At 67.9% G+C, this 25,350-nt stretch carries 25 protein-coding genes and 1 pseudogene; 16 read left to right on the plus strand and 10 right to left on the minus strand.

What is annotated here, in order from left to right; translation table 11 throughout:
* Window positions 1-4: 4 nt before the first annotated feature.
* Window positions 5-505: a MarR family winged helix-turn-helix transcriptional regulator gene (locus N5K27_RS17400; RefSeq protein ID WP_279817786.1), complete on the minus strand. Its 501-nt coding sequence runs from the start codon at window positions 503-505 to the stop codon at window positions 5-7.
* 12 nt (window positions 506-517) lie between these two features.
* Between N5K27_RS17400 and N5K27_RS17405 the strand changes: the two genes are divergently transcribed.
* Window positions 518-1,432, plus strand: coding sequence for an amidohydrolase family protein (locus N5K27_RS17405; RefSeq protein ID WP_279817788.1), 915 nt, complete (start codon window positions 518-520; stop codon window positions 1,430-1,432).
* Window positions 1,433-1,470: 38 nt separating this feature from the next.
* Window positions 1,471-2,448, plus strand: coding sequence for a tripartite tricarboxylate transporter substrate binding protein (locus N5K27_RS17410; RefSeq protein ID WP_279817789.1), 978 nt, complete (start codon window positions 1,471-1,473; stop codon window positions 2,446-2,448).
* Between the two features lie 75 nt (window positions 2,449-2,523).
* On the opposite strand, the gene N5K27_RS17415 is transcribed toward N5K27_RS17410, so the two are convergent.
* Genes N5K27_RS17415 through N5K27_RS17430 form a run of 4 tightly spaced genes read right to left on the minus strand, consistent with a single transcriptional unit; the run spans window position 2,524 to window position 5,987 of the window.
* Window positions 2,524-3,078: a 3-isopropylmalate dehydratase gene (locus N5K27_RS17415; RefSeq protein ID WP_279817791.1), complete on the minus strand. Its 555-nt coding sequence runs from the start codon at window positions 3,076-3,078 to the stop codon at window positions 2,524-2,526.
* A complete protein-coding gene (locus N5K27_RS17420; protein ID WP_279817792.1) occupies window positions 3,075-4,349 on the minus strand; it encodes an aconitase family protein in 1,275 nt (424 codons plus the stop codon). Before N5K27_RS17420 ends, N5K27_RS17415 begins: the two co-directional genes overlap by 4 nt.
* A gap of 10 nt (window positions 4,350-4,359) precedes the next feature.
* On the minus strand, window positions 4,360-4,998 hold the full coding sequence (locus N5K27_RS17425; RefSeq protein ID WP_279817794.1) for an RraA family protein: 639 nt from the start codon (window positions 4,996-4,998) through the stop codon (window positions 4,360-4,362).
* Window positions 4,995-5,987, minus strand: a complete 993-nt coding sequence (locus N5K27_RS17430; protein WP_279817797.1) for a tripartite tricarboxylate transporter substrate binding protein — start codon at window positions 5,985-5,987, stop codon at window positions 4,995-4,997. The genes N5K27_RS17425 and N5K27_RS17430 overlap by 4 nt, the downstream gene beginning before the upstream one ends.
* 185 nt (window positions 5,988-6,172) lie before the next feature.
* Here N5K27_RS17430 and N5K27_RS17435 point away from each other — a divergent pair, with 185 nt between their 5' ends.
* Window positions 6,173-7,093, plus strand: coding sequence for a LysR family transcriptional regulator (locus N5K27_RS17435; RefSeq protein WP_279817799.1), 921 nt, complete (start codon window positions 6,173-6,175; stop codon window positions 7,091-7,093).
* A gap of 95 nt (window positions 7,094-7,188) precedes the next feature.
* Here N5K27_RS17435 and N5K27_RS17440 read toward each other — a convergent pair.
* Window positions 7,189-7,941: pseudogene (locus tag N5K27_RS17440) on the minus strand (tripartite tricarboxylate transporter substrate binding protein); the annotation flags it as partial.
* Between the two features lie 253 nt (window positions 7,942-8,194).
* On the opposite strand from N5K27_RS17440, the gene N5K27_RS17445 reads away from it, so the two are divergent.
* From N5K27_RS17445 to gcvH, 3 genes are all read left to right on the plus strand, one after another.
* Complete coding sequence (locus tag N5K27_RS17445; protein ID WP_243724366.1) at window positions 8,195-9,046, plus strand: class I SAM-dependent methyltransferase; 852 nt, start codon at window positions 8,195-8,197, stop codon at window positions 9,044-9,046.
* 31 nt (window positions 9,047-9,077) lie between these two features.
* Window positions 9,078-10,184: a glycine cleavage system aminomethyltransferase GcvT gene (gene gcvT, locus N5K27_RS17450; RefSeq protein ID WP_132978941.1), complete on the plus strand. Its 1,107-nt coding sequence runs from the start codon at window positions 9,078-9,080 to the stop codon at window positions 10,182-10,184.
* A 70-nt stretch (window positions 10,185-10,254) separates the two neighbouring features.
* Window positions 10,255-10,635 carry a glycine cleavage system protein GcvH gene (gene gcvH / locus N5K27_RS17455; RefSeq protein ID WP_087837207.1) on the plus strand — a complete coding sequence of 127 codons (381 nt, stop codon included), beginning with the start codon at window positions 10,255-10,257 and terminating at the stop codon, window positions 10,633-10,635.
* A gap of 52 nt (window positions 10,636-10,687) precedes the next feature.
* On the opposite strand, the gene N5K27_RS17460 is transcribed toward gcvH, so the two are convergent.
* Window positions 10,688-12,175, minus strand: a complete 1,488-nt coding sequence (locus N5K27_RS17460) for a DHA2 family efflux MFS transporter permease subunit (RefSeq protein WP_254914552.1) — start codon at window positions 12,173-12,175, stop codon at window positions 10,688-10,690.
* Window positions 12,176-12,322: 147 nt separating this feature from the next.
* Here N5K27_RS17460 and N5K27_RS17465 point away from each other — a divergent pair, with 147 nt between their 5' ends.
* The 8 genes from N5K27_RS17465 to N5K27_RS17500 all read left to right on the plus strand — a co-directional run bounded on the left by N5K27_RS17465 (window position 12,323) and on the right by N5K27_RS17500 (window position 22,431).
* The gene (locus tag N5K27_RS17465; RefSeq protein ID WP_279817802.1) at window positions 12,323-12,766 is read left to right on the plus strand and encodes a MarR family transcriptional regulator; all 444 of its coding nucleotides are present in this window, start codon (window positions 12,323-12,325) and stop codon (window positions 12,764-12,766) included.
* Window positions 12,767-12,841: 75 nt separating this feature from the next.
* Window positions 12,842-13,327: a hypothetical protein gene (locus tag N5K27_RS17470; protein WP_087837206.1), complete on the plus strand. Its 486-nt coding sequence runs from the start codon at window positions 12,842-12,844 to the stop codon at window positions 13,325-13,327.
* 93 nt (window positions 13,328-13,420) lie between these two features.
* Window positions 13,421-14,662, plus strand: a complete 1,242-nt coding sequence (locus N5K27_RS17475; RefSeq protein ID WP_279817804.1) for a TolC family protein — start codon at window positions 13,421-13,423, stop codon at window positions 14,660-14,662.
* A complete protein-coding gene (locus N5K27_RS17480; RefSeq protein WP_087837204.1) occupies window positions 14,659-15,852 on the plus strand; it encodes an efflux RND transporter periplasmic adaptor subunit in 1,194 nt (397 codons plus the stop codon). The genes N5K27_RS17475 and N5K27_RS17480 overlap by 4 nt, the downstream gene beginning before the upstream one ends.
* A gap of 5 nt (window positions 15,853-15,857) precedes the next feature.
* Window positions 15,858-18,959 carry a CusA/CzcA family heavy metal efflux RND transporter gene (locus N5K27_RS17485; RefSeq protein WP_279817806.1) on the plus strand — a complete coding sequence of 1,034 codons (3,102 nt, stop codon included), beginning with the start codon at window positions 15,858-15,860 and terminating at the stop codon, window positions 18,957-18,959.
* Window positions 18,960-18,980: 21 nt separating this feature from the next.
* A complete protein-coding gene (locus tag N5K27_RS17490; protein WP_087837202.1) occupies window positions 18,981-19,313 on the plus strand; it encodes a P-II family nitrogen regulator in 333 nt (110 codons plus the stop codon).
* A gap of 272 nt (window positions 19,314-19,585) precedes the next feature.
* The gene (locus N5K27_RS17495; RefSeq protein ID WP_132978938.1) at window positions 19,586-22,075 is read left to right on the plus strand and encodes a penicillin acylase family protein; all 2,490 of its coding nucleotides are present in this window, start codon (window positions 19,586-19,588) and stop codon (window positions 22,073-22,075) included.
* A gap of 11 nt (window positions 22,076-22,086) precedes the next feature.
* Window positions 22,087-22,431: a hypothetical protein gene (locus N5K27_RS17500; RefSeq protein ID WP_132978937.1), complete on the plus strand. Its 345-nt coding sequence runs from the start codon at window positions 22,087-22,089 to the stop codon at window positions 22,429-22,431.
* A gap of 1 nt (window position 22,432) precedes the next feature.
* Here the strand turns inward: N5K27_RS17500 and N5K27_RS17505 are convergent, their stop codons facing one another.
* The gene (locus tag N5K27_RS17505) at window positions 22,433-22,924 is read right to left on the minus strand and encodes a dihydrofolate reductase (RefSeq protein WP_087837199.1); all 492 of its coding nucleotides are present in this window, start codon (window positions 22,922-22,924) and stop codon (window positions 22,433-22,435) included.
* Between the two features lie 188 nt (window positions 22,925-23,112).
* Between N5K27_RS17505 and N5K27_RS17510 the strand changes: the two genes are divergently transcribed.
* Window positions 23,113-23,781, plus strand: coding sequence for a dienelactone hydrolase family protein (locus N5K27_RS17510; protein WP_132978936.1), 669 nt, complete (start codon window positions 23,113-23,115; stop codon window positions 23,779-23,781).
* A gap of 45 nt (window positions 23,782-23,826) precedes the next feature.
* On the opposite strand, the gene N5K27_RS17515 is transcribed toward N5K27_RS17510, so the two are convergent.
* A complete protein-coding gene (locus N5K27_RS17515; RefSeq protein WP_165963003.1) occupies window positions 23,827-24,123 on the minus strand; it encodes a LysR substrate-binding domain-containing protein in 297 nt (98 codons plus the stop codon).
* Here N5K27_RS17515 and N5K27_RS17520 point away from each other — a divergent pair.
* Window positions 24,122-24,337 (plus strand): tripartite tricarboxylate transporter substrate-binding protein, encoded by a 216-nt coding sequence (locus N5K27_RS17520; protein ID WP_165963002.1) that lies wholly within the window; start codon window positions 24,122-24,124, stop codon window positions 24,335-24,337. The genes N5K27_RS17515 and N5K27_RS17520 overlap by 2 nt on opposite strands.
* Window positions 24,338-24,344: 7 nt before the next feature.
* On the opposite strand, the gene N5K27_RS17525 is transcribed toward N5K27_RS17520, so the two are convergent.
* Entirely contained in the window at window positions 24,345-25,316 is a 972-nt protein-coding gene (locus tag N5K27_RS17525; protein WP_087837196.1) for a thymidylate synthase, read from the minus strand.
* Window positions 25,317-25,350 lie beyond the last annotated feature (34 nt).

Here is a 25,350-nt window from a genome sequence, read left to right on the forward strand (position 1 = left end):
GGCGCTACGCCTCCGGCGGCTCGATCGGCGTGGGCGCCTGCGCGTTTAGAGCCGCGACCATTTTCGACAGCAGCGCTGTCAACTGTTGACGCTCGAGGGGAGCGAGCGGCTCCAGCATGCGATCCGACACATGGAGCGCAGCCTTGTTCGCGTCCTTGACCAGTTTGCGTCCGTCGGCCGTCAGGACTACGACCTTGCGCCGTGCATCGCCCGGCGCGGTCGACCGCTCTACCAGGCCTCGATTTTCCAATCGGCGGATCACTTGGCCAACCGTGGCCCTGTCCATGCCTATGGCTTTCCCTAATCCGATTTGATCCAGCGCCTTGCAGCGATCGAGCACGATCAAGCATACGTGCTGGGGCGGGGTCAGGCCGATACGGGCAGTCTCCTGTTCGGCGATGTGCATCAATACCTGGCTGGCACGACGAAACAGGAAGCCGGGCCGTTCGTACATGTCGTCCAGTGGCGATATGCCACTAGCGATCTTGACACTTGGTTTGCTCATTGATCAAATTGTATGTTCGCATACAAACAAATGCTGGCCATGAACGAATCCATTCCCGCATGCCTGGGGCCGCGGCCGAATCCCGGACGTTCGATCCGAAGTTTACCGAAAGGATCCTGGGATACGCATTTCCACGTCCTGGGGCCGCAGAGCCGCTTTCCATATCCTGGCAAGCGCAAATACACACCGCCAGACGCGCCGCTCGAACATGCTCTGCAGATGCACGCGGCTTTGGGCATCGATCACGGTTTCGTCGTTCATGCCAATACCCATGGTTTCGACAACGAAGTGGACATGGACGCGGTAGAGAAGGCCGCCGGACGCTATCTGGCCGTGGTGCGTCTCGGGGGTGACTGTACGCCGGAACTGTGCCGCGAATTGCACCAGCGAGGCGCGAGAGGGGTGCGTTTCGCGTTCAATCCACAGCACGGCGGTCAACTCGACCTCGATGTTTTCTCCCACGTGCAGCGCTGCCTGGACGGCCTGGGCTGGTTCGTCGAACTGCATTTCGCTGGTAGCGCTTTACCGGAACTTGCTCCGTGGATCGCTTCGATAGGCGTACCTGTGGTGATCGATCATTTTGGCCGCGTTGATCCCGCCGACGGCCTCGACGGTTCTTCGTTTCGGGCGCTGGCCATGTTGGCGACTCGTCCTGGGATATGGATCAAGATGACCGGCGCGGATCGGATATCGCGCTCGGGAGCTCCGTATGCTGACGTGGTCCCTATTGCGCGTCGGTTGATCGATCTGGCGGCCGACCGGATGTTATGGGGGACGGATTGGCCGCATACAGGCTATTTCGACGCGGATCGAGTGCCCGATCTGAGCGTCTTGTTGGACGCTTTCCACGAGTTCGTTCCCGACCCGTCCATTCGCGAGTCCATCCTCGTGCGCAACCCGCTGCGGCTGCTCGATGGGGGTTGTTGAGCCAGCACTTTCTTGTCCAAGACCGTATGGAGACACAGATGAAAACAGCTGCGCATATCGTTCTGCCAACGTTGATCGTCATGGGAGGCTGGGCCGCCGGGGCGCATGCGGCCAGCGATTATCCGTCGCGTCCCATCCGGATCATCGTGCCTTTCCCGGCAGGGCAGGGTGCCGACATCCTGGCGCGCTTGCTGGGAGAACAACTGGGACGGGAACTGGGACAATCCGTCGTAGTGGAAAACAAGGCCGGCGCGGGCGGTGTGATTGGCACCGCGGCCGCCGCTCGAGCCGCGCCCGACGGCTATACGCTGTACATGGGGTCCAGCGGACCGCTCGCTATCAGTCCGAGCGTTTATAAGGCGGTAGGATACGATGCGGTCAAGGACTTTGCGCCGATTACCAATGTTGCGTCGGTTACCCAGGTCATGGTGACGGCTCCCGAGTCGAAGCTGGATTCGATCGCGGCGTTGATTGCGCAGGCGAAACAGCGGGCGGGGGCATTGCAATATGGGTCCGGCGGTAATGGGACCACCAGCCATTTGACCATGGAGTTGTTCATGCAGCGCGCTGGCCTGGCGCTCAATCACGTACCCTACAAAGGCAGCCCGCAAGCCATGGTGGACGTAATCGCAGGCCGGGTCGACGTCATGTTCGATGCGATCCCCGGCGTGCTGGCAAACGTCAAATCGGGAAAGCTCAAGGCGCTGGCTGTTTCTTCGTCGCAGCGCAGTCCGTTCCTGCCTGACGTGCCGACGGTGGCCGAGTCGGGTATTCGGGATTTTTCCACGGTTGGCTGGATCGGCCTATTGGCGCCGGCGGGAACCGATACGCCCATCATCGAGCGGTTGCACACAGCCGTTACGAAAATCCTGCACACTGATGCCACGCGCGATCGCATGGCGACTCTGGCGTTTACGCCGATCGGTGATACACCCAGCCAGTTCGCCCAGTTCATTCGTACAGAAGTCGGTCTTTGGGCCAAGGTCGCCGCGACGGCAGGAGTCAAGATGGAATGAGCCGATCGAGCTGGATTGTGGCGCGATAGGTTCGGCGCACCCACGTTCCGCTGCATGGAGGCCAAGGCGGTCTGATCATGCGCGTGGCGCCTGGGCGGGCAGGCGCATGTCCGGATGGGTCTCCAGCCAGGCGGCCAGCGTGCCGCGGGTGCCACCGCGCCGGACGACGTCCGCCAGCAGCGGCGACAAGGGCGGAACCTCGATGCGCTGCCCGGTGTCCAGATTGACGACCGTACCCCGGGTGAAATCGACGTCCAGCCGGTGGCCGGTGCGCAGGGCCGGATCGATGCCGGGCAGGCCGGCCAGCACCGGAACGCCTTTGGAGATCGCGCCGCGCAGCGTCTTGTAGGGCATCGACACGCACAGCACCGACAGGCCCAGCGCCGCCATCGCGATGAAGCCCTGGAAGTGAGGCTTGCCGCAGCCGAAGTTGGCGCCGGCCACGATGATGTCTCCCGGTTCCACCCGGTCGGGGAAGGCCGGGTCCACCATCCGGAGCAATTCGGGCCGCAACAACTGCGGATCGTCGATGCGGCGTATCGCCATCTCGAAGGGGATCAGGCCGTCGTCCAGGGGAATGTCGTCGCCGAACACGTGGCAGCGTCCGACGCGTCGCATCGTGCCGGTCATCGGATGGGCTCCCGTTCTTGCGTCAGCGCGCGCGGATCGGCAATGCAGCCGGCCAGGGCCGATGCCGCCACCGTCAGCGGGCTGCCCAGGTAGGCCTGGGCCGTTTTCGCGCCGAAGCGGCCGGCATGGTTGGTCGCGGCCGTGGAAATGGACGTTTCGCCCTCGGCCAGGGGCCCCATCACGCCGCCCGCGCAGGGGCCGCATCCGGGGGGAAGCAGCATCGCACCGGCTTGCTGGAACACCTCCGCGAGTCCGTCGCGGGCCATGCGCAGCGAGGTCTCGACCGTGCCCGGGACGATGAACATGCGCACGTGGCCCGCGATCCGGCGGCCGCGCAGCAGGGCCGCGGCCGCGGCGAAATCCTCGTACATGCCAGATCCGCACGACCCGATGTAGGCATGATCCACGTGCCGCCCGGCCACCTCGTTTACGTCCACGCCCCGATGCGGGCCGCCGGGCAGGGCGACCTGCGGCGCCAGGCTCGCCAGGTCGATGTCGGCCTCGGCCTCGACCGGCGCGTCGGCGTCGCCGGCGTGAACGGAGCCGTCGCCGGCCGGGGTGAACCAGACGTTGGCGACGCCGATCTCGGTCAGCGAATTGCAAAGGGCCACGCGTTCCGACAGCGGCAGCCCGGCCGCGTAGTCGCCGGCGAACTCGATCATGCGGTTGTCGTACGCGGGCAGCCGGCCGTCGGCGAACAGGCGGGTGACATGGAAGCCGACGTCGCGCGCGGTCAGCGCCGGCCCCGTGGCGCCTTGCAGGCGCACGCGCACGGTCGCGGGGACCTGTTCCCAGACCGAACCGGTGGCCAGCACCGAGACGATCTCCGGTCCGGGCGCGCAGGCCACCGCGCCGACCGCGCCGAAATTCGTGGCGTGCATGTCGTAGCAGGACAGGAACATGCCCGCCCGCACCAGGCCGGCCTCGATGGGGAAGAGATGCCCATGTCCGCCGCGGCCGGCGTCGTAGAAGCGGCCCACGTTCCATTCGCGGGCGATCTGGCGGATGCGGCGGGCGCGCAGGGCCGAGGCCGGGCTGGCGTAGGCCACTTCATGGTCGGTCACGAACATCACGCGTTCGGGGCGGGCGATGCGGCGGTACCCCAGGTTCGACAACTCGTTGTAGGCGGACTCCACGTAGCCGTCGTGGATGATGACCAGTTCGGGTTCCGGCGAAACGATGTCGCCGGGGCGGACGCAGGGCTTGCCGCTGGCGCGCGCGAGGATCTTCTCGGCGCCCGTCTGGGGGATTCTGGAGGCGATACGGTTCATGGGGGCGGTGTCAGGCGGGCTTGCGGGCCATGACGTCGGCGTAGCGGCCGCCTTCGTCGACGATGCGGGCGGCCTCGCGTTCGAAGTCCAGGCGCGCCCGCAGCCGCTCCAGGAAGGGGGCCGCGCCGGCGCGCGGGATGACGACGATGCCGTCGTCGTCGGCGCAGAGGACATCGCCGGCCTGGACCACCCGGCCGCCCACCGACACCGGCACGCCCGTCTCGCCCCGGCGGCCGCCCGACCAGCCGGTGGCGACCGCGCCGCGGGCGAATACGGGAAAGCGTGCGCGGCGTATCTCGGCCAGGTCGCGCACCCGTCCGTTGCTGACGACACCCGAGACGCCGCGCCGCTGGGCGACGGCCGTTCCCGTGCCGCCCCAGGTGCAGGCGTCCGGCGCGGGGCCGACGTCGATCACGATGACCGAGCCCGGCGGCGCTTCATCGGCCGCGCGCACGATCTCGTCGCCGTAGCCGGCGGGGGCGCGCACGGTGTACGCCGGCCCGGTGCACAGCACGCCGGCCACGAGGGCCGACAGCGTGGGCGACATGTGCCCTCCGCGCTCCATGGCTTCGTACGCGGCGGCGGCCGATGCCTGCCGCAGCAGGGCGCACAGCGCCACGACGGCGTCGGTGTCTGGGGATATGGTCATTCCTGGGGGATCCGGGCGGCGGTCACGATGTCTTTCCAGCGCTGCGCGTCCTTGCGCAGGAACTGCGAGAACTCTTGCGGCGAATTGGCGGCAGCGGTGGCGATGTTGGCCTTGGCCAGCCGCTCGCGCATGTCGGGCGAGGTCAGGACCGCCACGATCTCGCGGTTCAGGCGCTGCGTGATCGCGGCCGGCGTTCCGCGGGGGGCCAGCAGGCCGACCCAGCCTTCGATCTCGAAGTCCTTGAGCTCCGGGACGGCGGACTGCGCGGCCGCCGGCACGCCCGGCATCTGCGCGATGGGCGCCAGGCTGGCCACGGCCAGCGGCTTGAGCCGTCCGGAATCCACGTGGGGCTTGCCCGACAGCACGGCGTCGAACATGAACTGCACCTGGCCGCCGATGAGATCGGTCAGCGCCTGGGGGCTGCCCTTGTAAGGCACGCCCAGCACGTCGGTCTTCAGCCGGGACAGGAAGGCGGCGATGGCCAGATGCTGGATCGTCCCGGTGCCCGCGGTGGCGTAGGTATAGCGTTCGGGGTGGCTGCGGAGCTGCGCCACGAAATCCTCCAGGCTGGCATACGGCGCATCGGCGCGGACCAGCAGCACCATGGGCGCCACGGCGACCCGCACGATGGGCGCGAAGTCGCCCAGGATGTCGAACGGGATGGATTTGTAGATGGCGGGGCTGATGGTGGCCGAGGTGGAGGTCATCAGCAGCGTGTAGCCGTCGGGGTCGGCCTTGGCCACATAGGCCGCGCCCACCTGGCCGGAGGCGCCGACCTTGTTCTCGACCACCACCGGCTGCCCGAGCCGGGCGGCCAGTTGTTCTCCCAGGAAGCGCGCGGCGACGTCGGACGAATTCCCCGGCGGGAAGGGAGCGATGATGCGGATGGGCTTGGCGGGATAGGCGTCCTGGCCGGCGGCCGGCGCGGCCGCGAGCAAGGCCGCGGCCAGCGCGGACAGCAGGAGTCCCAGGGGGCGTGAACGGTTCATGGCTTGTCTCCAGAGGGTCCGGGCCCGGATGGCCCGGCCGCATCGTGCCAGCCGGTCGCGGGCATCGTGCGGTTTCCATGCCGTGCAGTGTAGGAATCGCCCGGTGCAACGACAATCGCGATTATTGTTAGGATTGAGAAGATTTTCCGTACAATCTTTTCGTCCGCGAAAACAGGCGAGCTTCCATGGCCAGACCCGGCGATCCGATTTCCTCGGTCAACCTGAAACTGCTGCACACCTTCATGCTGGTGGGCGATAGCCGGAGCTTTCGTACCGCCGCCGGGCGCGCCCACCGGTCCGGTTCGGCGGTCAGCGGCCAGATCCGCCGCCTGGAAGAACAATTGGGGGTGCCGCTGTTCCATCGCACCACGCGCCAGGTCACGCTGACGCGCGAGGGCGAGCAACTGCTCCAGTGCGTTCGCCGCGCCTTGCAGGAAGTGGAAGGCGGACTGCAGGCGATCCAGGAAGCCGCCGACGTCCAGCGCGGGCGCATCGCGCTGGCCTGCGCGCCCACCATCGCCGGCGCCTACCTGGGCGACGTGCTGGCGGCCTTCCAGGGCCGGTATCCCGGCATCCAGGTCTTCGTGCGCGAGATCACCGCGGCGGCGCTGTTCGAAAGCGTCAGGCAACGGGAAGTGGATTTCGGCATCAGCGTGATGACCGGTTCGCCCGAGTTCCGCTTCGAGCCCCTGCTGACCGACGAACTGGTCGCGCTGGTGCCGCGCGCGCTGCTGGACGGCGACCGCAAGACCATCTCGCTCAAGGCGCTGGCGGCCATGCCGCTGCTGGTGCTCGAACAGGGCACCGCGCTGCGCGCCATCGTCGAGGAAGCGATGGCCGCGCAGGGGTTGCAGCTGGCCACGCGCTTCCAGTTCATGCATTCTCAGACGCTGATCTCGATGGCGACGGCTGGCCTGGGTGCGGCCATCCTGCCGGCTACCGCGCTGCCGCGCACGCTCGGCGCGGGCGTCCAGAAACTGCGCATCGTCCGTCCCACCCTGGTCCGCAGCATGGCGATCGTGACGCTGCCCGGCCACGCGTTGTCGCCGGCGGCGCTGAAACTCGTGGACATGCTGCGCAGCATCCTGGCCCAGGCCCGGGCATAATCCAAGGAAATGTTCAAGCGCTTGATGATCTGCCCATACCGGCGCGAATCGGCATCGAGCCGGGCCTGGAACTGCTCGGGCGTCATCGCCTGCGGTCCGCCGGCCTCGCCCATGGTGGGGACCGATTCGAACCCCCGCACCCGCGCCGGCGCCGCGGCCGCCAGCAACCTGAGCTTGCCCCCCTTGTAGAGCGCGTTCATGCTGCCTATCGTGCCGAACGCCCACGGGACCTGGCTGCTCGCCACGGCCGTGTAGAGCTGGGACATTTCCTTGTACGCGATGTGCGTCATGGACGTGCCCGCCGCCTGGTCGAGCATGGCGCCTCCCAGGTGCCCCGGGCTGCCCACGAACCATGACCCGTAGTTGATGTTCCCCGGAGCCGCCTTGGCGTCGGCGAGCAGCTCGCCCGCGCTGCGGTAGCGGCTGTCCGTGGGCACGGCCAGGAAGAAGTAGTTCCGGAACAAAGTCGTGACGGGCGTGAAGTCACGCTTCAGGTCGTAGGGAAGCTTGCTGAACAGATAGGGCTGCGCGGCCATCTGCGCACTATCCAGTTGCAGCAGGGTGTAGCCGTCGGCGGACGCGCGCCTGACCGCTTCGATGGCGATGAAACCCGCGGCGCCAGGCTTGTTCTCGACCAGCACGGGCTTGCCCCAGGCCCTGGACAGGCGTTCGGTCACCATGCGCAGGTTCACGTCGACCCCGCTGCCGACCGGAAAGGGCGTGACGATGCGCACGGGGCGATCGGGATATTGCGCCGCCGCCTGCGGCAAACCGCAGACCGCCAGCAGGGCGATCTGACAGAGGACGGCCAGAGGCCGCCAGGCAGGGGGGAAAGGGAATGCGGCCATGACTGTCTCCTCGCATTTCTCATGTGGGAATCGTGCCGCGTCCGGCACGAGCGGCGCAGGCGGCTGCGCAAGCAGCGACGCCTTGACGCCGGCGACTATGTCACCTGCTTCGAAGACGGGTCAAACACCTGTCTCGGTGATTGAGAATCCCCTGGAGGCCCGGCCCGCTTTCGCGGCGACATCGAGTCAGGCACAATCGAATCCGACGCACCCACGTCCCGCCTCACTCGTTCACCAGAAAAGGGGAAACCCCATGATGCTCGCGTTGTTGGGTAGTTCGTCGCAGTCGAAGTTGTTGCGCCGGTGCGCGCGGGGGATGGCCGTCCTGGCCGCCTGCGCGCTGCCTGCCCTGGCCAGTGTCCAGGCGGCGGAAAAGCCGGGGTCGTCGTATGTTCCCGACGTCGGCCAGGAAGGCAAGGACGTGGTGTGGGTGCCGACCCCCCAGAGCCTGGTCGACAAGATGATAGACATGGCCAAGGCAGCGCCCGGCGACACGCTGATCGACCTGGGATCGGGCGACGGGCGCCTGGTGATCACCGCGGCCCAGCGGGGCATCAAGGCCCACGGCATCGAATACAACCCCGACATGGTGGAGCTGGCCCGCCGCAATGCGCAGGCCGCGGGCGTGTCCCGCGTCGCCACGTTCGAGAAGGCCGACCTGTTCGAGACCGATCTTTCCCGCGCCACGGTCATCACGCTGTTCCTGCTGCCCACCATCAACGAGAAGCTGCGGCCCAGGCTGCTGGAGCTCAAGCCCGGCACCCGCGTGGTATCCAATACCTTCCCCATGGGCGACTGGCGGCCCGACGAACAGGCCACGGTCACCGAGCAATGCCAGACGTGGTGCTCGGCGCTGCTGTGGATCGTGCCGGCCAGGGTCGAGGGCACCTGGAAGCTCGACGGCCGCGAACTGAAGCTGGCCCAGCAATACCAGCGGCTGAGCGGCACCCTGGATGCCCGGCCCATCGACGACGCCACCCTGCGCGGCGACGAGATCTCGTTCTCGGTGAACGGCGTGCGCTATCGCGGCAAGGTGAACGGCGGCACCATGCAGGGCACGCGTGCCGGCGCCTCGCCCGCTTCGTGGTCCGCGGTGCGCGGCTGACGTCCGTCCATCCCGTTGCGCAGGAATCCGCATGACCGCGTCTCTCCCCCTGAAACAGACTCCGCTCTTCGCCGAGCACCTGGCCTTGTCCGGCAAGATGATCGACTTCGGCGGCTGGTCCATGCCCGTCTCGTACGGCTCGCAGATCGACGAGCACCATGCCGTCCGGCGCGGCGCGGGCATGTTCGACGTCTCGCACATGCTCAACGTGGACGTGGCGGGAAGCCAGGCGCGCGCCTACCTGCGCCATCTGCTGGCCAACGACGTGGATCGCCTGGCCGAACCGGGCAGGGCGCTGTATTCCTGCATGCTCAATCCGCAGGCCGGGGTGGTGGACGACCTGATCGTCTACCTGCTGACGCCGGAGCACTACCGGCTCGTGGTCAACGCCGCCTCGGCCGACAAGGACCTGGTGTGGATGGCGCGGGTCGCCCAGGCCGGCGGCTACGACGTGACGATCGAACCGCGCCGCGAACTGGCGATGATCGCGGTCCAGGGGCCCGAGGCCCGGGAAAGGCTGGCGCAGGCGAGGCCGGCGCTGGGCCGCCTGGCGCGCGGCCTGGCGCCGTTCACGGCCGAGGGGGCCGAGGGCGTGCTGGTCGCGCGCACCGGCTACACCGGCGAGGATGGCGTGGAAGTGGTGCTGCCCGGCGCCGAGGCGCCCGCCCTGTGGCGCGACCTGCTGGCGGCGGGCGTCGCGCCCTGCGGCCTGGGGGCGCGCGACACGCTGCGGGTCGAGGCCGGCCTGAACCTGTACGGGCAGGACATGGACGAACTGACCCAGCCGGCCGAGGCCGGACTGGCCTGGACCGTGTCCGACCATGACCCGCAGCGCGACTTCGTCGGGCGCGCGGCGCTGGCCTACGGCCTGAAGTGGCAGTTGCTGGGGCTCAGGCTGCTGGACCGGGGTGTGATGCGCGCCCAGATGGCGGTCCACACGGCCGAGGGCGCCGGCATGGTCACCAGCGGCACCATGTCGCCCACGCTGGGCACGTCCATCGGTTTCGCCCGCTTGCCGGACAGCGTATCGCCCGGCGACGCGGCCGAGGTGGAGATCCGCGGCCGGCGCGTCCCGGCGGTGGTCTGCCGGCTGCCCTTCGTGCGGCGCGGCAAGGTGCTCGACAGCGGCGAGCCCTGACCCGCGTCGCCCGCCCCAAGGTTCACTACAATTCCCCCATCTCTTCGACTCACTACCTGGATCCGCCTCCATGAATCTTCCTTCCGAACTCAAGTACGCCAAGACCCACGAATGGATCCGCGCCGACGGCGACCTGCTGGTGGTGGGCATCACGGACCATGCGCAGGACCAGCTGGGCGACCTGGTCTACGTCGGCGACGTCAAGGTGGGGGCCCGGCTCCAGGCCGGCGAGACGGCGGGCGTGGTCGAGTCGGTGAAGGCGGCTTCCGACATCTATGCCCCGGTGGCGGGCGAGATCGTGGCCTTCAACGAAGCGCTCTCGGCCAGCCCCGAGCAACTGAACCAGGAACCCTATGCCGCCTGGATCTTCAAGCTCCGGCCGGACAACATGGCCGATACCGCCGGCCTGCTGGACGCGGCGGGCTACCAGGCCTCGGTCGACGCCGGCTGACGCCACGGCAGGTATCCGGCCGCCGCCGCTGAGCGGCCATGCCCGGCGGCGGTCAGTCCATGGCCACGTGCGGCGCGTCCTCGCCCGCCGCGCGCCGGCGTGACCGCACGATGGCAAGCAGCGGCACCACGCACAGGGTGGCGATGAACATCAGCTTGAACGCGTCGACGTAGGCGATCATCGACGCCTGCTGCGTGACCATCCGGTTCAGCGACTCCAGCGTCGAGGGCGAACTCAGGTCATAGTTCTGCACGAGCGCGGCGTTGGCCGGATTCATGTGCTCGACCAGCGAGGCATGCACGACCTGCGTGTTGCGCGTGACCTGGGCCTGGATCACCGAGATGCCTATGCTGCTGCCGATGTTGCGCACCAGGCTGAAGATGGCCGTGCCGTCGGCCCGGAGCTCGGGAGCCAGCGTGGCGAAAGTGACCGCGCTCAGCGGGACGAAAACGAAGCCCAGCCCCACGCCCTGGATGACGCCCGGCCAGACGATGTCGCTTTGCGAAAGGACCAGCGTGTAGCCCATCATCTGGTAGAGGGCGACCGCCGACACCAGGAATCCGGCCAGCAGCATCATGCGCACGTCCATGCGCCCGACCAGCCGTCCCGCGATCAGCATGGCCACCATGGTGCCCACCCCGCTGGGCGCGGTGACCAGGCCCGTGGTCGCCACCGGGTAGCCCATCAATGCCTCCAGCATGGGCGGAAGCAGCGCCCGCGTCGCGTACATCACCGCGCCGATCACGAAGATGAAACAGGTGCCGGTGACGAAGTTGCCGTCCTTGAGCAGTTCGTAACGAAAGAAGGACCCCTTGCCGGCCGTGGCCGTATGCAGCGCGAAGAAGACGAAGCTGACCAGCGCGATGGCGGCCTCGATGCGTATCTCCAGCGAGCCGAACCAGTCCAACTGCTGGCCGCGGTCCAGCATGGCCTGCAGCGCCCCGATGGCCAGCGACAGGGTGATGAACCCGAAGAAGTCCAGGGCCTGCCGCGCCGAGGGCTTGGAGCGGGGCAGGTAGGTCAGCACGCCGAACAGCGCGAAGGCGCCGATCGGCAGGTTGATCAGGAACACCCATCGCCAGTTGTAGCTGTCCGTCAGCCAGCCGCCCAGCGTGGGACCCAGTATCGGCCCCACCATCACGCCCACGCCCCAGATCGCCATGGCCTGCGGCTGCTTGTCGCGCGGATTGATGTCCAGCAGGATGGACTGGGACAGCGGCACCAGCGCGGCGCCGAACAGGCCTTGCAGCAGCCGGGCGCCGACGATCTGGGCCAGGCTTTCGGACATGCCGCACAGCAGCGAGGCCACGGTAAAGCCGCTGACCGCGACCGCCAGCAGGCGCTTGACGCCCAGCCGCGCGGCCAGCCAGCCGGTCAGCGGCGTGGCGATGGCGGCGGCCACGATGTAGGAGGTCAATACCCAGCTGATCTCGTCCTGCGAGGCGGAAAGCGTGCCTTGCATGTGGGGCAGTGCGACGTTGGCGATGGTGCTGTCCAGCGTCTGCATCAGCGTGGCCAGCATGATGGACAGCGTGATCATGCGCCGGTTGAGCGGCGCGGCGGAGGTTTGCACGGCGGATGCCCGGCTGGTCTGGAATGATATGCACGTATATCATATGCTTGCTTACATATTCCCGAACGCACGGCGATGGGCGACAATATCGCGCGTTCTTCTTCCGGTCCTCCCATGGCGACTCCCTACGACAAGCGCTTCGGTTTCCTGGTGTCCGACATCGGCCGGCTGATGAGCACCGAATTCGACCGCCGCGCGCGCGGGCGGCTCGAGCTCAGCCGCGCGCAGTGCCGCCTGGCGCTGTACCTGTCCTTCCTGGGCCCGATGACGCAGGCGCAACTGGCCGAGACGCTGGACGTCACGCCCATGACCGTCGCCCGCATGCTGGACCGGATGCAGGAGGGCGGCTGGGTCACGCGCATGCCGGTGCCCGGCGACAGGCGGGCGTTCCGTGTCGAGGTCACGGCCAAGGCCGAGGCCATGCTGGCCGAGGCGCTGAACGTGGGCGACGAGCTGGCCGATTTCGCGCTGCGTGGCCTGACCGAGGCCGAACAAGGGCAGTTGATAGGATTGCTGCAACGCGTCCGCCGCAACATGACCACCCCGGACGGGCGGTGAGCCCCGCGGGGGCCGCGCCGCCGCGCATTCGGGGCGAAATGAGAGTGAATTGCAAAAACTCTCGCAGCGCTTAAAATGCTGCACATGCGACATTGGTACGTGTTCCTCGTATTGCTGTGCCTGCCCCTGCAATGGGTGTGGGCGGAGTCCGCCGCGTGCCAGCTCAAGGCCCACGTGGTGGCCAGCTACCAGCACGCCCGTGTCGCGTCCCACCTGCCCGTGGCGGCCGGCCACGAAATGCGCGAGGCGCCCCAGGCCGGCGCCGCCGTCCGGATCGACATGCCGCGCTGGGAATTCGAGCTGGACGAGGAATTCGACATCGTCGAGCAGATCTCCGAGCCCGACTGGGGCGACGTGGCGGTGGACGACCTGGTCTGCCGGCCGCCGGCCAACGACAATTCCTACGCGGGGGCGCCGCTCGATCCCCACGAGTTCGATCTTCCCCTGTGCGTCGCGATCGCCGAGCCCGTCCTGGGCGACTCGCTGTTCATCGCGTCGCAGCATCCGCCCGCGCCGGCTCCGGTGTTCCGGGCCTACCGCCCGCCGTCACTGACGGCCTGATCCGCGTCACCCTCGTCTGCGGCGGCAGGTAGCCGCCGCACGCGCCTTGCCGGCGGCCTTGTGCCGCCGCGCGTGTCCGTTCCTACGATCATCATGAAGCCCATCACACTCGTTCTGTCAGTGTGGCTGGCGGGCATGTGTACCCACGCGGCTGCGGCGCAGCCCTACACGCTCGACCAGCTATTGTCCCTTGCCCTCCAGGGCAACAAGGGTGTCGAGGCCGCTGCGGCCGGCGTCGATGCCGCCCAGGCCGGCCTGACCACCGCGCGCGCCTATCCCAACCCCGAGGTGGAATTCACCACTGGCCGCGTATCGGCGCGCCAGCCGGGCGCCGCCACCGGCATCGGCCAGACGCTGTCCCTCACGCAGCGCATCGATCTGCCCAACCAGCGCCGGCTGCGGTACGAATTGGCCACGGGCACGCTGCGGGCCGTGACCGCGGGGCAGGAGTTCTTCGTGGCGGGGCTGGTGGCCCAGGTCAAGCGCGGGTTCTACGAAACGCTCCGGCGCGAGGCCGAGTTCGCCGCGGCGCAGGAGGACCTGGCGCTGACCCAGCAGTTGTACAACCGTGCCCAGGTCCGGGTGGACGTGGGCGATGCGCCCAAGTACGAGGCGATCCGCGTCGCGGCCGAACTGCTGAACGCGCAGAAGAACAGCCAGAGCGCCCTGCTGCGCGTGAACCAGGCCAAGTCATTCCTGCGCCAGCAGGTCGGCGGCATCCTGCCGGCGGGTTTCGCGGTGGAAGGCCAGTTGAGCGGGAAGCCGTCCCTCGAGAACCTGGAGCGGCTGCGCGAGGTGATGCTGGCGGGCAATCCCGAGCTCACCCAGTTCCGGGCCGAATTGCAGCGGGCCCGCACCGCCGTGGACTACGAGCGTTCGCTGCGCATGCCTTCGGTGGCGCTCAAGGCGACGTCCAGCCGCGATCCCGACACGCGCGACACGCAGTTCGGCGTGGTGGTCAGCGTGCCCCTGTGGGACCGCCGGCAGGGGCCGATCGACGAGGCCGCCGCCACCGCCATGCGCGCGCGCAGCCTGCTCGAGGCCCGCGAATTCGAGCTGACCCAGCAACTGGATTCCGCCTACCAGCAATACCAGATCGCCGCTTCGCAGGTCGAGGCGCTGGAGTCGGGCATCGTGCGCCAGGCCGAGGCCGCGCTGAACGTGGCCGAGGCCGCCTACCGCTACGGCGAGCGCGGGATCATCGACTACATCGATGCGCAGCGCGTGCTGCGCACCGCGCGCAACGACCTCATCGCCGCCCAATTCGATCTGCAAATGGCCGCCGTGGAAATCGAGCGGCTGCTGGCCAACTCTTCCGCAGGTGACCCCTCATGATTCCGCGCCCTTTCCGCACGACCTCCCACGGCGCACGCCGGACCCTGCCCGCCGCCGCGCGGTGGAGCCTCCTGGCCGCTGTCTGCCTCGTCCTGGCAGCCTGCGGCGACAAGCCCGCGAACGAGGCCGAGCCGGCCGAAGTCCTCGACCCCAGCATCGTGGTCGCGAGCGAGGCCATGCTGGCCCGCATCAAGATCGCCCCGGTTTCGACCGAGCCGTTCAGCGACGTGCTGCGCGTGGCGGGCCGCATCGATTTCGACCGCCAGCGCATGGCCCGGATCGGCGCTCCGGTGACGGGGCGGGTCACCGACATCAACACCACGCTGGGCGCGGCGGTCAAGCCCGGCGACGTGCTGGCGCGCCTGCACAGCACCGAACTGGGCAGCGCCCAGCTGGCCTACCTGAAGGCCAAGGCCCAGTCCGAGCTGCAGCAGAACGCCCGCGAGCGCGCGCGGCTGCTGTTCGCCGCCGACGTGATCGGCAAGGCCGAACTGCAGCGGCGCGAGAACGAATACGCGGTGGCCGCGGCCGAGCTGCGCGCCGCCTCCGACCAGTTGAGCGTCCTGGGCATGTCGCCGTCGGCGATCGCGCGCATGGGGCAGTCGGGCGAGATCAGTTCCTTCTCGCCGGTGGTGTCCACCTTGCGCGGGTCCGTGGTCGAGTTCAAGGTGTCGCCGGGGCAGGTGGTCCAGCCCGCCGATTCGTTGTTCACGGTGGCCGACCTGTCGCGCGTGTGGGCGGTGGCCGAGGTGCCCGAACAGCAGGCCGACCTGGTGGCGGCGGGCCAGACGGTCGACATCGAGGTGCCGGCGCTGGGCAACCGCAAGATCTCCGGCGAGCTGATCTTCGTCGGCCAGGTGGTCGATCCCGCCACGCGCACCGTGCCGGTCAGGACCTCCATCGACAACGCCGACGGCCGGCTCAAGCCGGCGATGCTGGCGACCATGCTGATCGCCAGCCGGCCCACCGAGCAATTGGTGATTCCCGCGTCGGCCGTGGTGCGTTTCGAGAACGAGGACCTGGTCTACGTCGAGATCGAGCCGGGCCGCTTTCGCGCGACTCACGTGCAGATGGGCGCCTCGTCCAACGGCAAGCGCGTGGTGGCCTCGGGCCTGAAGGCCGGTGAGCGCATCGTCGTCGAAGGAGCCTTCCACCTCAACAACCAGCGCGCTGGCGTCGATCCGGAGTAACGATCATGCTCGAGAAAATCGTCCGCGCTGCCCTGCAGCAGCGGCTGATCATCGCCGTGCTGGCGGTGGTGGCCCTCGTGGTCGGCCTGGACGCCATGCGCAAGCTGTCGGTGGATGCCTTCCCGGACGTCACCAACGTCCAGGTCCAGATCGCCACCGACGCCACCGGCCGCTCGCCGGAGGAAGTCGAACGCTTCGTGACCGTGCCCATCGAGATCGCGATGACCGGCCTGCCCGGGCTGGAGGAAATGCGCTCGCTGAACAAGCCGGGGCTGTCGCTGATCACCCTGGTGTTCACCGACGCGACCGATGTCTATTTCGCGCGCCAGCTGGTGATGGAACGGCTGATCGAGATCGGCTCGCGCATGCCCACCGGCGTGACGCCCGTGCTGGGGCCCGTGTCCACGGGCCTGGGCGAGGTCTACCAGTACACGCTGGATAGGCCCGACGACGGCGATCGGGAACTGACGCAGAAGGAGCTGACGGAACGGCGCATCGTCCAGGACTGGGTGGTGCGTCCGCTGCTGCGTTCGATTCCGCAGGTGGCCGAGATCAATTCGCAGGGTGGCTACGTGAAGCAGTACCAGGTCCGGGTCAACCCGGACCGCATGAGCCACTACGGCATCACGCTGCATCAGGTGTACGAAGGGCTGGCGCGCAACAACGCCAACTCGGGCGGGGGCATCCTGCCTCACTACGCCGAGCAGTACCTGATACGGGGCGTGGGCCTGATCGAGAACCTGCAGGACATCGCCAACATCGTGCTGGCCGAATCCAACGGCACGCCCGTGTACGTGCGGGACGTGGCCGAGGTCGGGATGGGGCACGAGGTCCGCTACGGCGCCGTGGTCAAGAACGGCGTGACCGAGTCCGTGGGCGGCATCGTCATGATGATGCGCGGCGGCAACGCCAAGGAAGTGGTGGCGCGCATCAAGCAGCGTGTGGCCGAGATCAACGGCCAGGGCATGCTGCCCGACGGCCTGCAGATCGTGCCCTACTACGATCGCAGCGAGCTGGTCGACGCGGCCTTGTGGACGGTGGCCAAGGTGCTGCTGGAGGGCGTCGTGCTGGTCGTCGTGATCCTGTTCCTGTTCCTGGGCGACGTGAGGTCCTCGCTGATCGTCGTGGCGACCCTGGTGCTGACGCCGCTGCTCACCTTCTTCGCGATGAACCGGCTGGGCATATCGGCCAACCTGATGTCGCTGGGAGGGCTGGCGGTCGCGATCGGACTGATGGTGGACGGCTCCGTGGTCGTGGTCGAGAACGCCTTCGCCCACCTGGGCCATGCCAAGGAAAGCGGCGAGAGCAAGCTCCGCATCATCCTCAAGGCGGTGGCCGAGGTGGCGACACCGGTGGTGTTCGGCATCGGCATCATCATCCTGGTGTTCCTGCCGCTGATGACGCTGCAGGGCATGGAAGGCAAGATGTTCGCGCCGCTGGCCTACACCATCGCCATCGCGCTGGCGATCTCGCTGGTGCTGTCGCTGACCCTGTCGCCGGTGCTGTCCTCCTATCTGCTCAAGGGCGGGGCCGAGCACGACACGCGCATGATCGCCTTCATGAAACGGCGCTACCTGCGCATGCTGGACTGGGTGCTGCGCAACACGAAGAAGACGGTCGTGATGGCCGTGCTTGCCTTCGGCGCGTCGGTGGCCGTGCTGCCTTTCCTGGGCACCTCCTTCATCCCGGAGATGAAGGAGGGATCGATCGTGCCGGGCATCAACCGCGTGCCCAACATCTCGCTCGAGGAATCGATCGAACTGGAGCGCCAGGCCATGAAGATCGTCATGGGCGTGCCCGGCGTGAAATCGGCGATCTCCGGGGTGGGCCGTGGCGAGAGTCCCGCCGACCCGCAGGCGCAGAACGAGTCCACGCCCATCGTCAGCCTCAAGCCGCAGGACGAGTGGCCGGAGGGCTGGACCCAGGACACCATCGCCGAGGAGATCCGCAATCGCCTGGAGGTGATTCCCAGCGCGCAGATCATCATGGCGCAGCCCATTTCCGACCGGGTCGACGAAATGGTCACCGGCGTGCGCTCGGACGTGGCGGTCAAGGTGTTCGGCGAGGACCTGGACCGGCTGCTGCAAAAGGCCCAGGAGATCGCGCGGGTGGCCGAGACGGTGCCGGGTGCGCGCGACGTGCGGGTGGACCGGGTCAGCGGCCAGCAGTACCTGTCCATCAACATCGATCGCCAGGCCATTGCCCGCTACGGCCTGAACGTGTCGGACGTGCACGACGTGATCGAGGTGGCCATCGCCGGCAAGACGGCCACCGAGATCTACGAGGGCGAGCGCAGGTTCTCGGCGGCCGTGCGCCTGCCCGAGGAGTTCCGCGGCAGCGTGCAGGCCATCCGCCAGATCCTGCTTACCACGCCGCATGGTGTGCGCGTGCCGCTGGAGAGCCTGGCCGCCATCGAGGTACGCGACGGGCCGGCGCAGATCAGCCGCGAGGGCGGCAAGCGGCGCGTGGTGGTTGCCATCAACGTGCAGGACCGCGACCTGGGCGGATTCGTGGCGGAGTTGCAGCAGACGGTGCAGGGCAAGGTGCAACTGCCCACGGGCTACTACCTGGAATGGGGCGGGCAGTTCCAGAACATGGAACGAGCGCTGGGCCACCTGTCCATCATCGTGCCCGCCACCGTGGCCGCCATCTTCTTCCTGCTGTTCCTGCTGTTCAACTCGGTGCGCTACGCGACGCTGATCATCACCGTGCTGCCGTTCGCCTCCATCGGCGGCATCATTGCCCTGTTCGTGACGGGCGAGTATCTGTCCGTGCCGGCGTCGGTGGGCTTCATCGCGCTGTGGGGCATCGCCGTGCTGAACGGGGTGGTGATGGTGTCCTACATACGCAAGCTGCGGATGGAGGGCATGCCGCTGGCCGAGGCGGTGGTGGAAGGGGCGACCATGCGGTTCCGGCCGGTCATGATGACGGCGACCGTGGCCATGCTGGGCCTCGTCCCTTTCCTGTTCGCCACGGGACCGGGCTCGGAAGTGCAGCGGCCGCTGGCGGTGGTCGTGATCGGTGGATTGATCACCTGCACGCTGCTCACGCTGCTGGTGCTGCCCACGCTGTACCGCTGGTTCGACGAGGAATCGCCCGAGGCATAGGCGAACGCAAGGAGAAATCGAATGAAGGAAATCAAGGCGATCATACGGCCGGTGCGCCTGGACGACGTACGCGAGGCGCTGATGCGCACGCCGGGTTTTCCGGGCATGACCGTCAGTCACGTGGAAGGGTGCAGCGCGCCGGGGCGGCACCAGCCGCAGAACCTCAAGGAAGAGCTGCTGGATTTCTCGCCCAAGGTGCGCATCGAGATGGTGGCGGCGGACGACCACGCCGATGTCCTGTACCAGGCCCTGAAGCAGGCGGCCACGACCGGGCACGTCGGCGACGGGCTGGTCTGGATGAGCGAGGTGGCGCGTTGCGACTATCTGTGGCAGCCGGGACAGCGGGGCGGCTGATCCGGGCGGGACCGCCGAGTGCGGTTGTCCGGACAATTTTTTCGTTGTTTTTCTGAGATATGGCAATGCCGGCCCCCATGGGGGCCGGTTTTCGCATGCACGAGACCCTTGCTCGATGGCATGGATATTGCACGGTCCGCCTGTCGTCCCGCCCATGGGGCGGTTCATCTGCAAGGGGAGAGAAAGAAAAAGCGCATGGCGTAAGGCGGCCCGCCGCATCGGTGCGGTGGACGCAATGACTGAAGTGTCGCAAAGAAAAAACGGAGACAGACATGGACAGGTACGGACGAATCCGATGGTCGTCGTTGGCGGCGGCCGCCTTGTTGCTGGCCGCCTGTGGCGGAGGCGGCGATGGTGACGGCGGAGGCTCGAATCCCCCGCCGGGTCCGGGCACCCAGGTGCCGGGCGTCAAGGAGCAAGTGGAGATCGTACGGGACCGTCATGGCGTGTCCCACATCTTTGCCCAGAATCAGCGCGACCTGTTCTTCGCCCAGGGCTACAACGCCGCGCGCGACCGCCTCTGGCAACTGGACCAGTGGAGGCGGCGCGGCGAAGGCAAGATGGCCGAGCAGTTCGGTGCCCGCTTCGTGCCGGCCGATCGCGCGGCACGCAAGTTCCTGTTCCGCGGCGATGCCGAGGCGGAGTTCGCCAGCTACCACCCGCAGGGCAAGGAAATCCTGACCGCGTTCTCCGACGGTATCAACGCCTACATCGACGAGGTCAAGGCCGATCCCGCCAAGCTGCCCATCGAGTTCCGCCTGACCGGCACCGAACCCGGCCGCTGGTCGCCCACGTCGTCGCTGATCCGCATCTACGGCATCACGCGCAACGTCAGCACCGAGATCTCCATGGCGCGCCGCATCGCGGCCGTCGGCCTGGCGACCACCCAGGAGCTGACCGACCAGCAGCCGGTCAAGACCCTGCAAGTGCCGGCCGGACTGGACGTCGGTACCCTGACTACCGCCATCCTGGCCGAGTATCAGCTGGCGCGCAACGGCATGGCGTTCGAGGCGGGGGATTTCCCGCGCAGCCCGCTGGCGCCGGCCGATCGCGAGCGCCTGGCCTCGGCCCTGTCGGCCAGCGGCGGCACCGCCAAGCGCGAGCCCGAGGAACTGCTGGCCCTCCAGCACGAAAGCAACAACTGGACGGTGTCCGGCGATCGCACGGCATCCGGCAAGCCTATCCTGGCCGGAGACCCGCACCGCGCGATCAGCATGCCTTCGCTGCGCTACATGGTGCACCTGCACGCGCCAGGCTGGAACGTGATCGGGGCCGGCGAACCCGCGCTGCCCGGCGTGTCGATGGGGCACAACGAACGCATCGCGTTCGGCCTGACCATCTTCGCCTACGGCGACGAGGAAGACCTGTACGTCTACGAGACCAATCCGGCCAACCCCGACCAGTACCGCTACAAGGGGGCATGGGAAACCATGAGGAAGGTGGAGGAAAAAGTGCCCGTGCGCGGCCAGGCCGAGCAGAGCGTGACACTGAAATTCACGCGCCACGGCCCGGTGGTGTACGAGGACGCCGCCGCCAACAAGGCCTACGCCGTGCGCGCCGCCTACCTGGAGTTCCCGGGCACCGCGGCCTACCTGGCCAGCCTGCGGCTGAACCAGGCCAGCAACTGGACCGAGTTCAGCGAAGGCATGGCGCGCCATTTCACGCCCGGCGAGAACATGGTCTATGCCGACGTGGACGGCAACATCGGCTGGTTCGGCGGTTCGCTGGTGCCGATACGGCCCAACCCGGATTGGTCGGGGCTGCTGCCGGTGCCGGGCGACGGGCGCTACGAATGGGCGGGCTACCTGTCCGGCTCGCTGCTGCCGCGCATCCTGAACCCCCGCGAGGGCTTCTTCGCCACGGCCAACCAGTACAACGTGCCCGACGACTACGCCTACCGCGACCTGACCAACACCATGGGCTGGGCCGAACCCTATCGCTACGACCGTATCGTCGAGGTGCTCAAGACCTCCACGCGGCACACCGTGCGGGACTCGGCCAAGCTGCAGATCGACGAATTGTCGATACCCGCGCGCACGCTGGTTCCCATGCTGGCGGGCCTGAACTCCGGCGATGCGGACGTGGCCGAGGCCTTGCAGCGCCTGCGTGCCTGGGACTACGTGGCCAGCGTCGACTCCGTGGCCGCCACCATCTTCGAGGCCTGGCTGCCCAAGGTGTCCGCGCAGGTGACCAGTCTCGTCGTGCCGCCTGCGGGGCGTTCGGTGTTCGGTACGCTGTCCAAGCCCGTGGTGTTCGCCCGGCTCGCGTCGCCGGACGCGGTGTTCGGGCCCGATCCCGTGGCGGGGCGCAACGCGCTGCTGCTGGACACGCTGAAGTCGGCCATGGGCGACCTGAAGACACGGCTGGGCGGGGACGTCTCGACGTGGAAGTGGGGGTCGTTGCACCACATCAAGTTCGACCACGAACTGGCCGCGTTCCTCGATGCCGGCACGGCCGGAGACCTGGCCACGCAGCGCTTCCCCGTCGGCGGGACCGGCGATACCGTCCACCGCGCTTCCTACCGGACGTCGGATTTCCGCGTGACCAGCGGCGCGTCCTACCGGCAGATCATCGACGTGGCCGATTGGGACAAGTCGCTCGCGATCAACGTGCCGGGGCAGTCCGCCGATCCGGCAAGCCCGTACTACGACAACCTGCTGGAGGCCTGGGCCAAGGGCGACTATTTCCCGATGGTCTATAGCCGCGGTGCGATCGATGCCGTGAAGGCCGACTCGTGGACCCTGCGTCCCGTGGCGCGCTGAGGGAGGCGGCGATGCGCAAACCGATCGTGATCGCATCGGTGCTGGTGGTGCTGGCGGCCCTCGCCGCCGGCGCCGTCGCCGGCAGCCGCGTCACGCTGCTGGTGCTGGACGTGCCGGACCGGCAGGCCACGCTGCTGGTCAAGCGCAGCGCGACGCTGGGCATGGGTTGGCTGGAGTCCGAGACCACCCTGTGCCGCCGGCAGCAGCCCGGTTCGCCCCTGCATTCGGTGATGCTGTCGCCGGATTTCTGCCCGCTGGCCCTGGCGGCGGGCCAGGAAACGCGTGGGGAGCGCGTCCTGCTGACCCTGCCGTTCATGGCCTGGCTGCACGGCCTGGCCGGGCGCACGCTGGCCTAGCCTAAGCCCGTATCCGGTCGTAGGTGACGAAGTCGTAGCCCAGCCCGTCCTCGGGCGGCTGGGCCTCGCGCGAGGATTCGCGCCATTGGCCGGCGGGCAGCAAGGGAAACCAGGCGTCGCCCGGCACGTCCGCGTGCACTTCCGTCGCGATGATGGTGTCCGCCCGATCCAGCGTCGCGGCATAGATCTGCGCGCCGCCGATCACGAACACCCGGGCGGCGTCCCCGGCCACGGCCAGGGCATCCTCCAGCGTGTGCACCACCGTCGCGCCCTCGGCCGCATAGGCCGGATCGCGGGTGATGACGATGTTCCGGCGGCCCGGCAGCGGCCGGCCCAGCGATTCCCAGGTCTTGCGTCCCATGACGATGGGATGGCCGAGCGTGGTGCGCTTGAAATGCGCCAGGTCGCCGCGCAGGCGCCAGGGCAGGGCGTTGTCGCGTCCGATGACGCGGTTGCGGGCGTAGGCGACGACAAGGATGAGCTGGGCGGGCATGGCGGGGAAAAGTCTGGCGTATCCAGACCGCAATCTAGCACGAACCTCCCGGGCCTCCGGTGGCTCGCCCGTTGAGACGGGAGGCTGCCAGCCCGCGGGATTTCTGATACAACGCAAGGCTGTGAGCCCGGTTCGCGCCGCGGCCGGACCGCAACGACAATCATTCATCACCAATCGACAAGGGAATCATGGGAACGCAGATCGAATTGACCGCCTCCGACGGTGTCACCATTTCCGCCTATCGTGCCGACCCCGCGGGCAAGCCGCGCGGCGGCCTGATCGTGTGCCAGGAGATCTTCGGCGTCAACGTCCACATCCGCAGCGTGTGCGATCGCTATGCCCAGGAAGGCTACCTGGCCATCGCCCCCGCGTTCTTCGACCGCGTCCAGCCGGGCGTCGAACTGGGCTATGAGCCCGACGACATCGCCAAGGGGCGCGAACTGATGCAGAAGGTCTCCATCGACAACGCCCTGAAGGACGTCGCCGCCGCCCTGGCCATCGCCAGCGAGGCGGGCAAGGTCGGCATCGTCGGCTATTGCTGGGGTGGCACGGTGGCGTGGGCCGCCGCGGGACGCCTGGATGGCCTGTCGGCCGCCATTCCGTACTACGGCGGCGGCATCGCCGGCATGGCCGACAAGAAGCCCCGCATCCCGACCATGGCGCATTTCGGCGAGAAGGACCACGCCATTCCGATGACCGACGTCGAGAAGGTCCGCGCCGCGCAGCCCGAGGTGATCGTCCACACCTATGCGGCCGGCCACGGTTTCAACTGCGACATGCGCGGTTCGTACGACAAGCCCAGCGCCGACCTGGCGCTGTCGCGCTCGCTGGAATTCCTGCGCCAGCACGTGGGCTGACGCGGGTACGCCGGTCCGGCCGCGGGTCCCAGGGGAACAGGCCCCCTAGGCCGGCGCGCCGGACGCGGCGGCCTCCTCCAGGCATTCGATCAGCAGCGTGGTGCTGGGGGACATGGTCCGGTCGCGGTTCCATGTGATGCCCAAGGGGCGCATCAATTTCGGGAAATTGAAAGGCAGCACCGACACCAGGCCCTGGCGACGGTAGTGGTGGGCGATGTCGCGCGTCATGGTGGCGATGGCATCGGTCTGCTGGAGGTTCGCCAGCACGAACTGTACTGACAGCGCCTCGACGAAATCGGCCGGCATCGGGAAGCCGTGCTGCTCGAAGGTGCGCTCGCACATGGGGCCGATCACCATCAGCCCGGCGCTGCAGCCGGAACTGCCCACCATCGCCGAGCGCTTTCCCGATTACGAGATCAATTCGTGGTATGGCGTGATGGCGCCGGCCGGGACGCCGCAGGCGATCATCGACAAGCTGCAGGGCGAGATCGCGGCCATCGTGAAATTGCCGGACGTCGCGCGGCAACTGGAGGCGTTGGGCCTGGCGCCCGGGTGAACCGGCCCTAGACGGCCATGGGCGCCGTCAGCGGCGCGTGGTGCTGGTAACCGACCAGCGAGAAATCGCCCGGCTCCACGCGTTCCAGCCACTCCGGCTCGTACTTGCCGGTGACGGCATAGTCGGGAATGCGGTCCGACAGGGCCAGCTGCGGCGCGGGGAAGGGCGTGCGGGTCAGTTGTTCCCGCAGCATGGGCAGGTGGTTTTCGTAGATATGGGCATCGCCCATGAAATAGCTGAACCAGCGCGGCTGGTAGCCGGTCAGCCGGCCTACCAGGTGCAGCAGCGCGGCGCCCTCGGTCAGGTTGAACGGCGTGCCCAGGCCGATGTCGTTGGACCGGATGTACAGGCACAGCGAGATCTCGCGCGTGGTGGCGTTGGGCAGGAACTGATAGAGCAGATGGCAGGGCGGCAGCGCCATTTCCTCGATCTGCGCCCAGTTCCAGCCATGGAAGAGGATGCGGCGATCGCCGGGATTGTTGTGGATGGTGTCCAGGCACTGGCGCAACTGGTCGACGGCCTTGTAGAGCAGCACCTTGCGCGCGCCGTCCTCGTCGAACTCGGCCACGCGGGCATAGCCGCGGCCCAGCGCGTCCTGCAACTGGGCGGTGCGCGATGCGTCCAGTACCTTGTAGGCCGGCCATTGGCGCCACTGGACGCCGTAGACCGGACCCAGGTCATCCTCGCCTTCGCGATAGGGATTGGCCAGCCATTGCGCGTTCTCGTTGGCGTTCTGGTCCCAGACCTTGCAGCCCAGCGCGCGGAACTCCGCGGCATTGCGCGAGGCGCGCAGGAAGCCCACGAGTTCGCCGATGGCGGACTTGAACGCCAGCTTCTTGGTGGTGACGGCGGGAAAGCCCTGCCGCAGGTCGAACCGCAGCGAGGCGCCGGGCAGGCTGAGGGTGCGGATGCCCGTTCGGTTCACTTGCCACGAGCCGTTGTCGAGGACGGATTGGACGAGGTCGAGGTATTGTTTCATGGGCCTGGGCTGCACAGATGCGACGGGCGGGCCG

The sequence above is a fragment of the Pigmentiphaga sp. GD03639 genome (assembly GCF_029845405.1).
In the GTDB taxonomy this organism is placed as follows: Bacteria; Pseudomonadota; Gammaproteobacteria; order Burkholderiales; family Burkholderiaceae_B; genus Pigmentiphaga; species Pigmentiphaga daeguensis.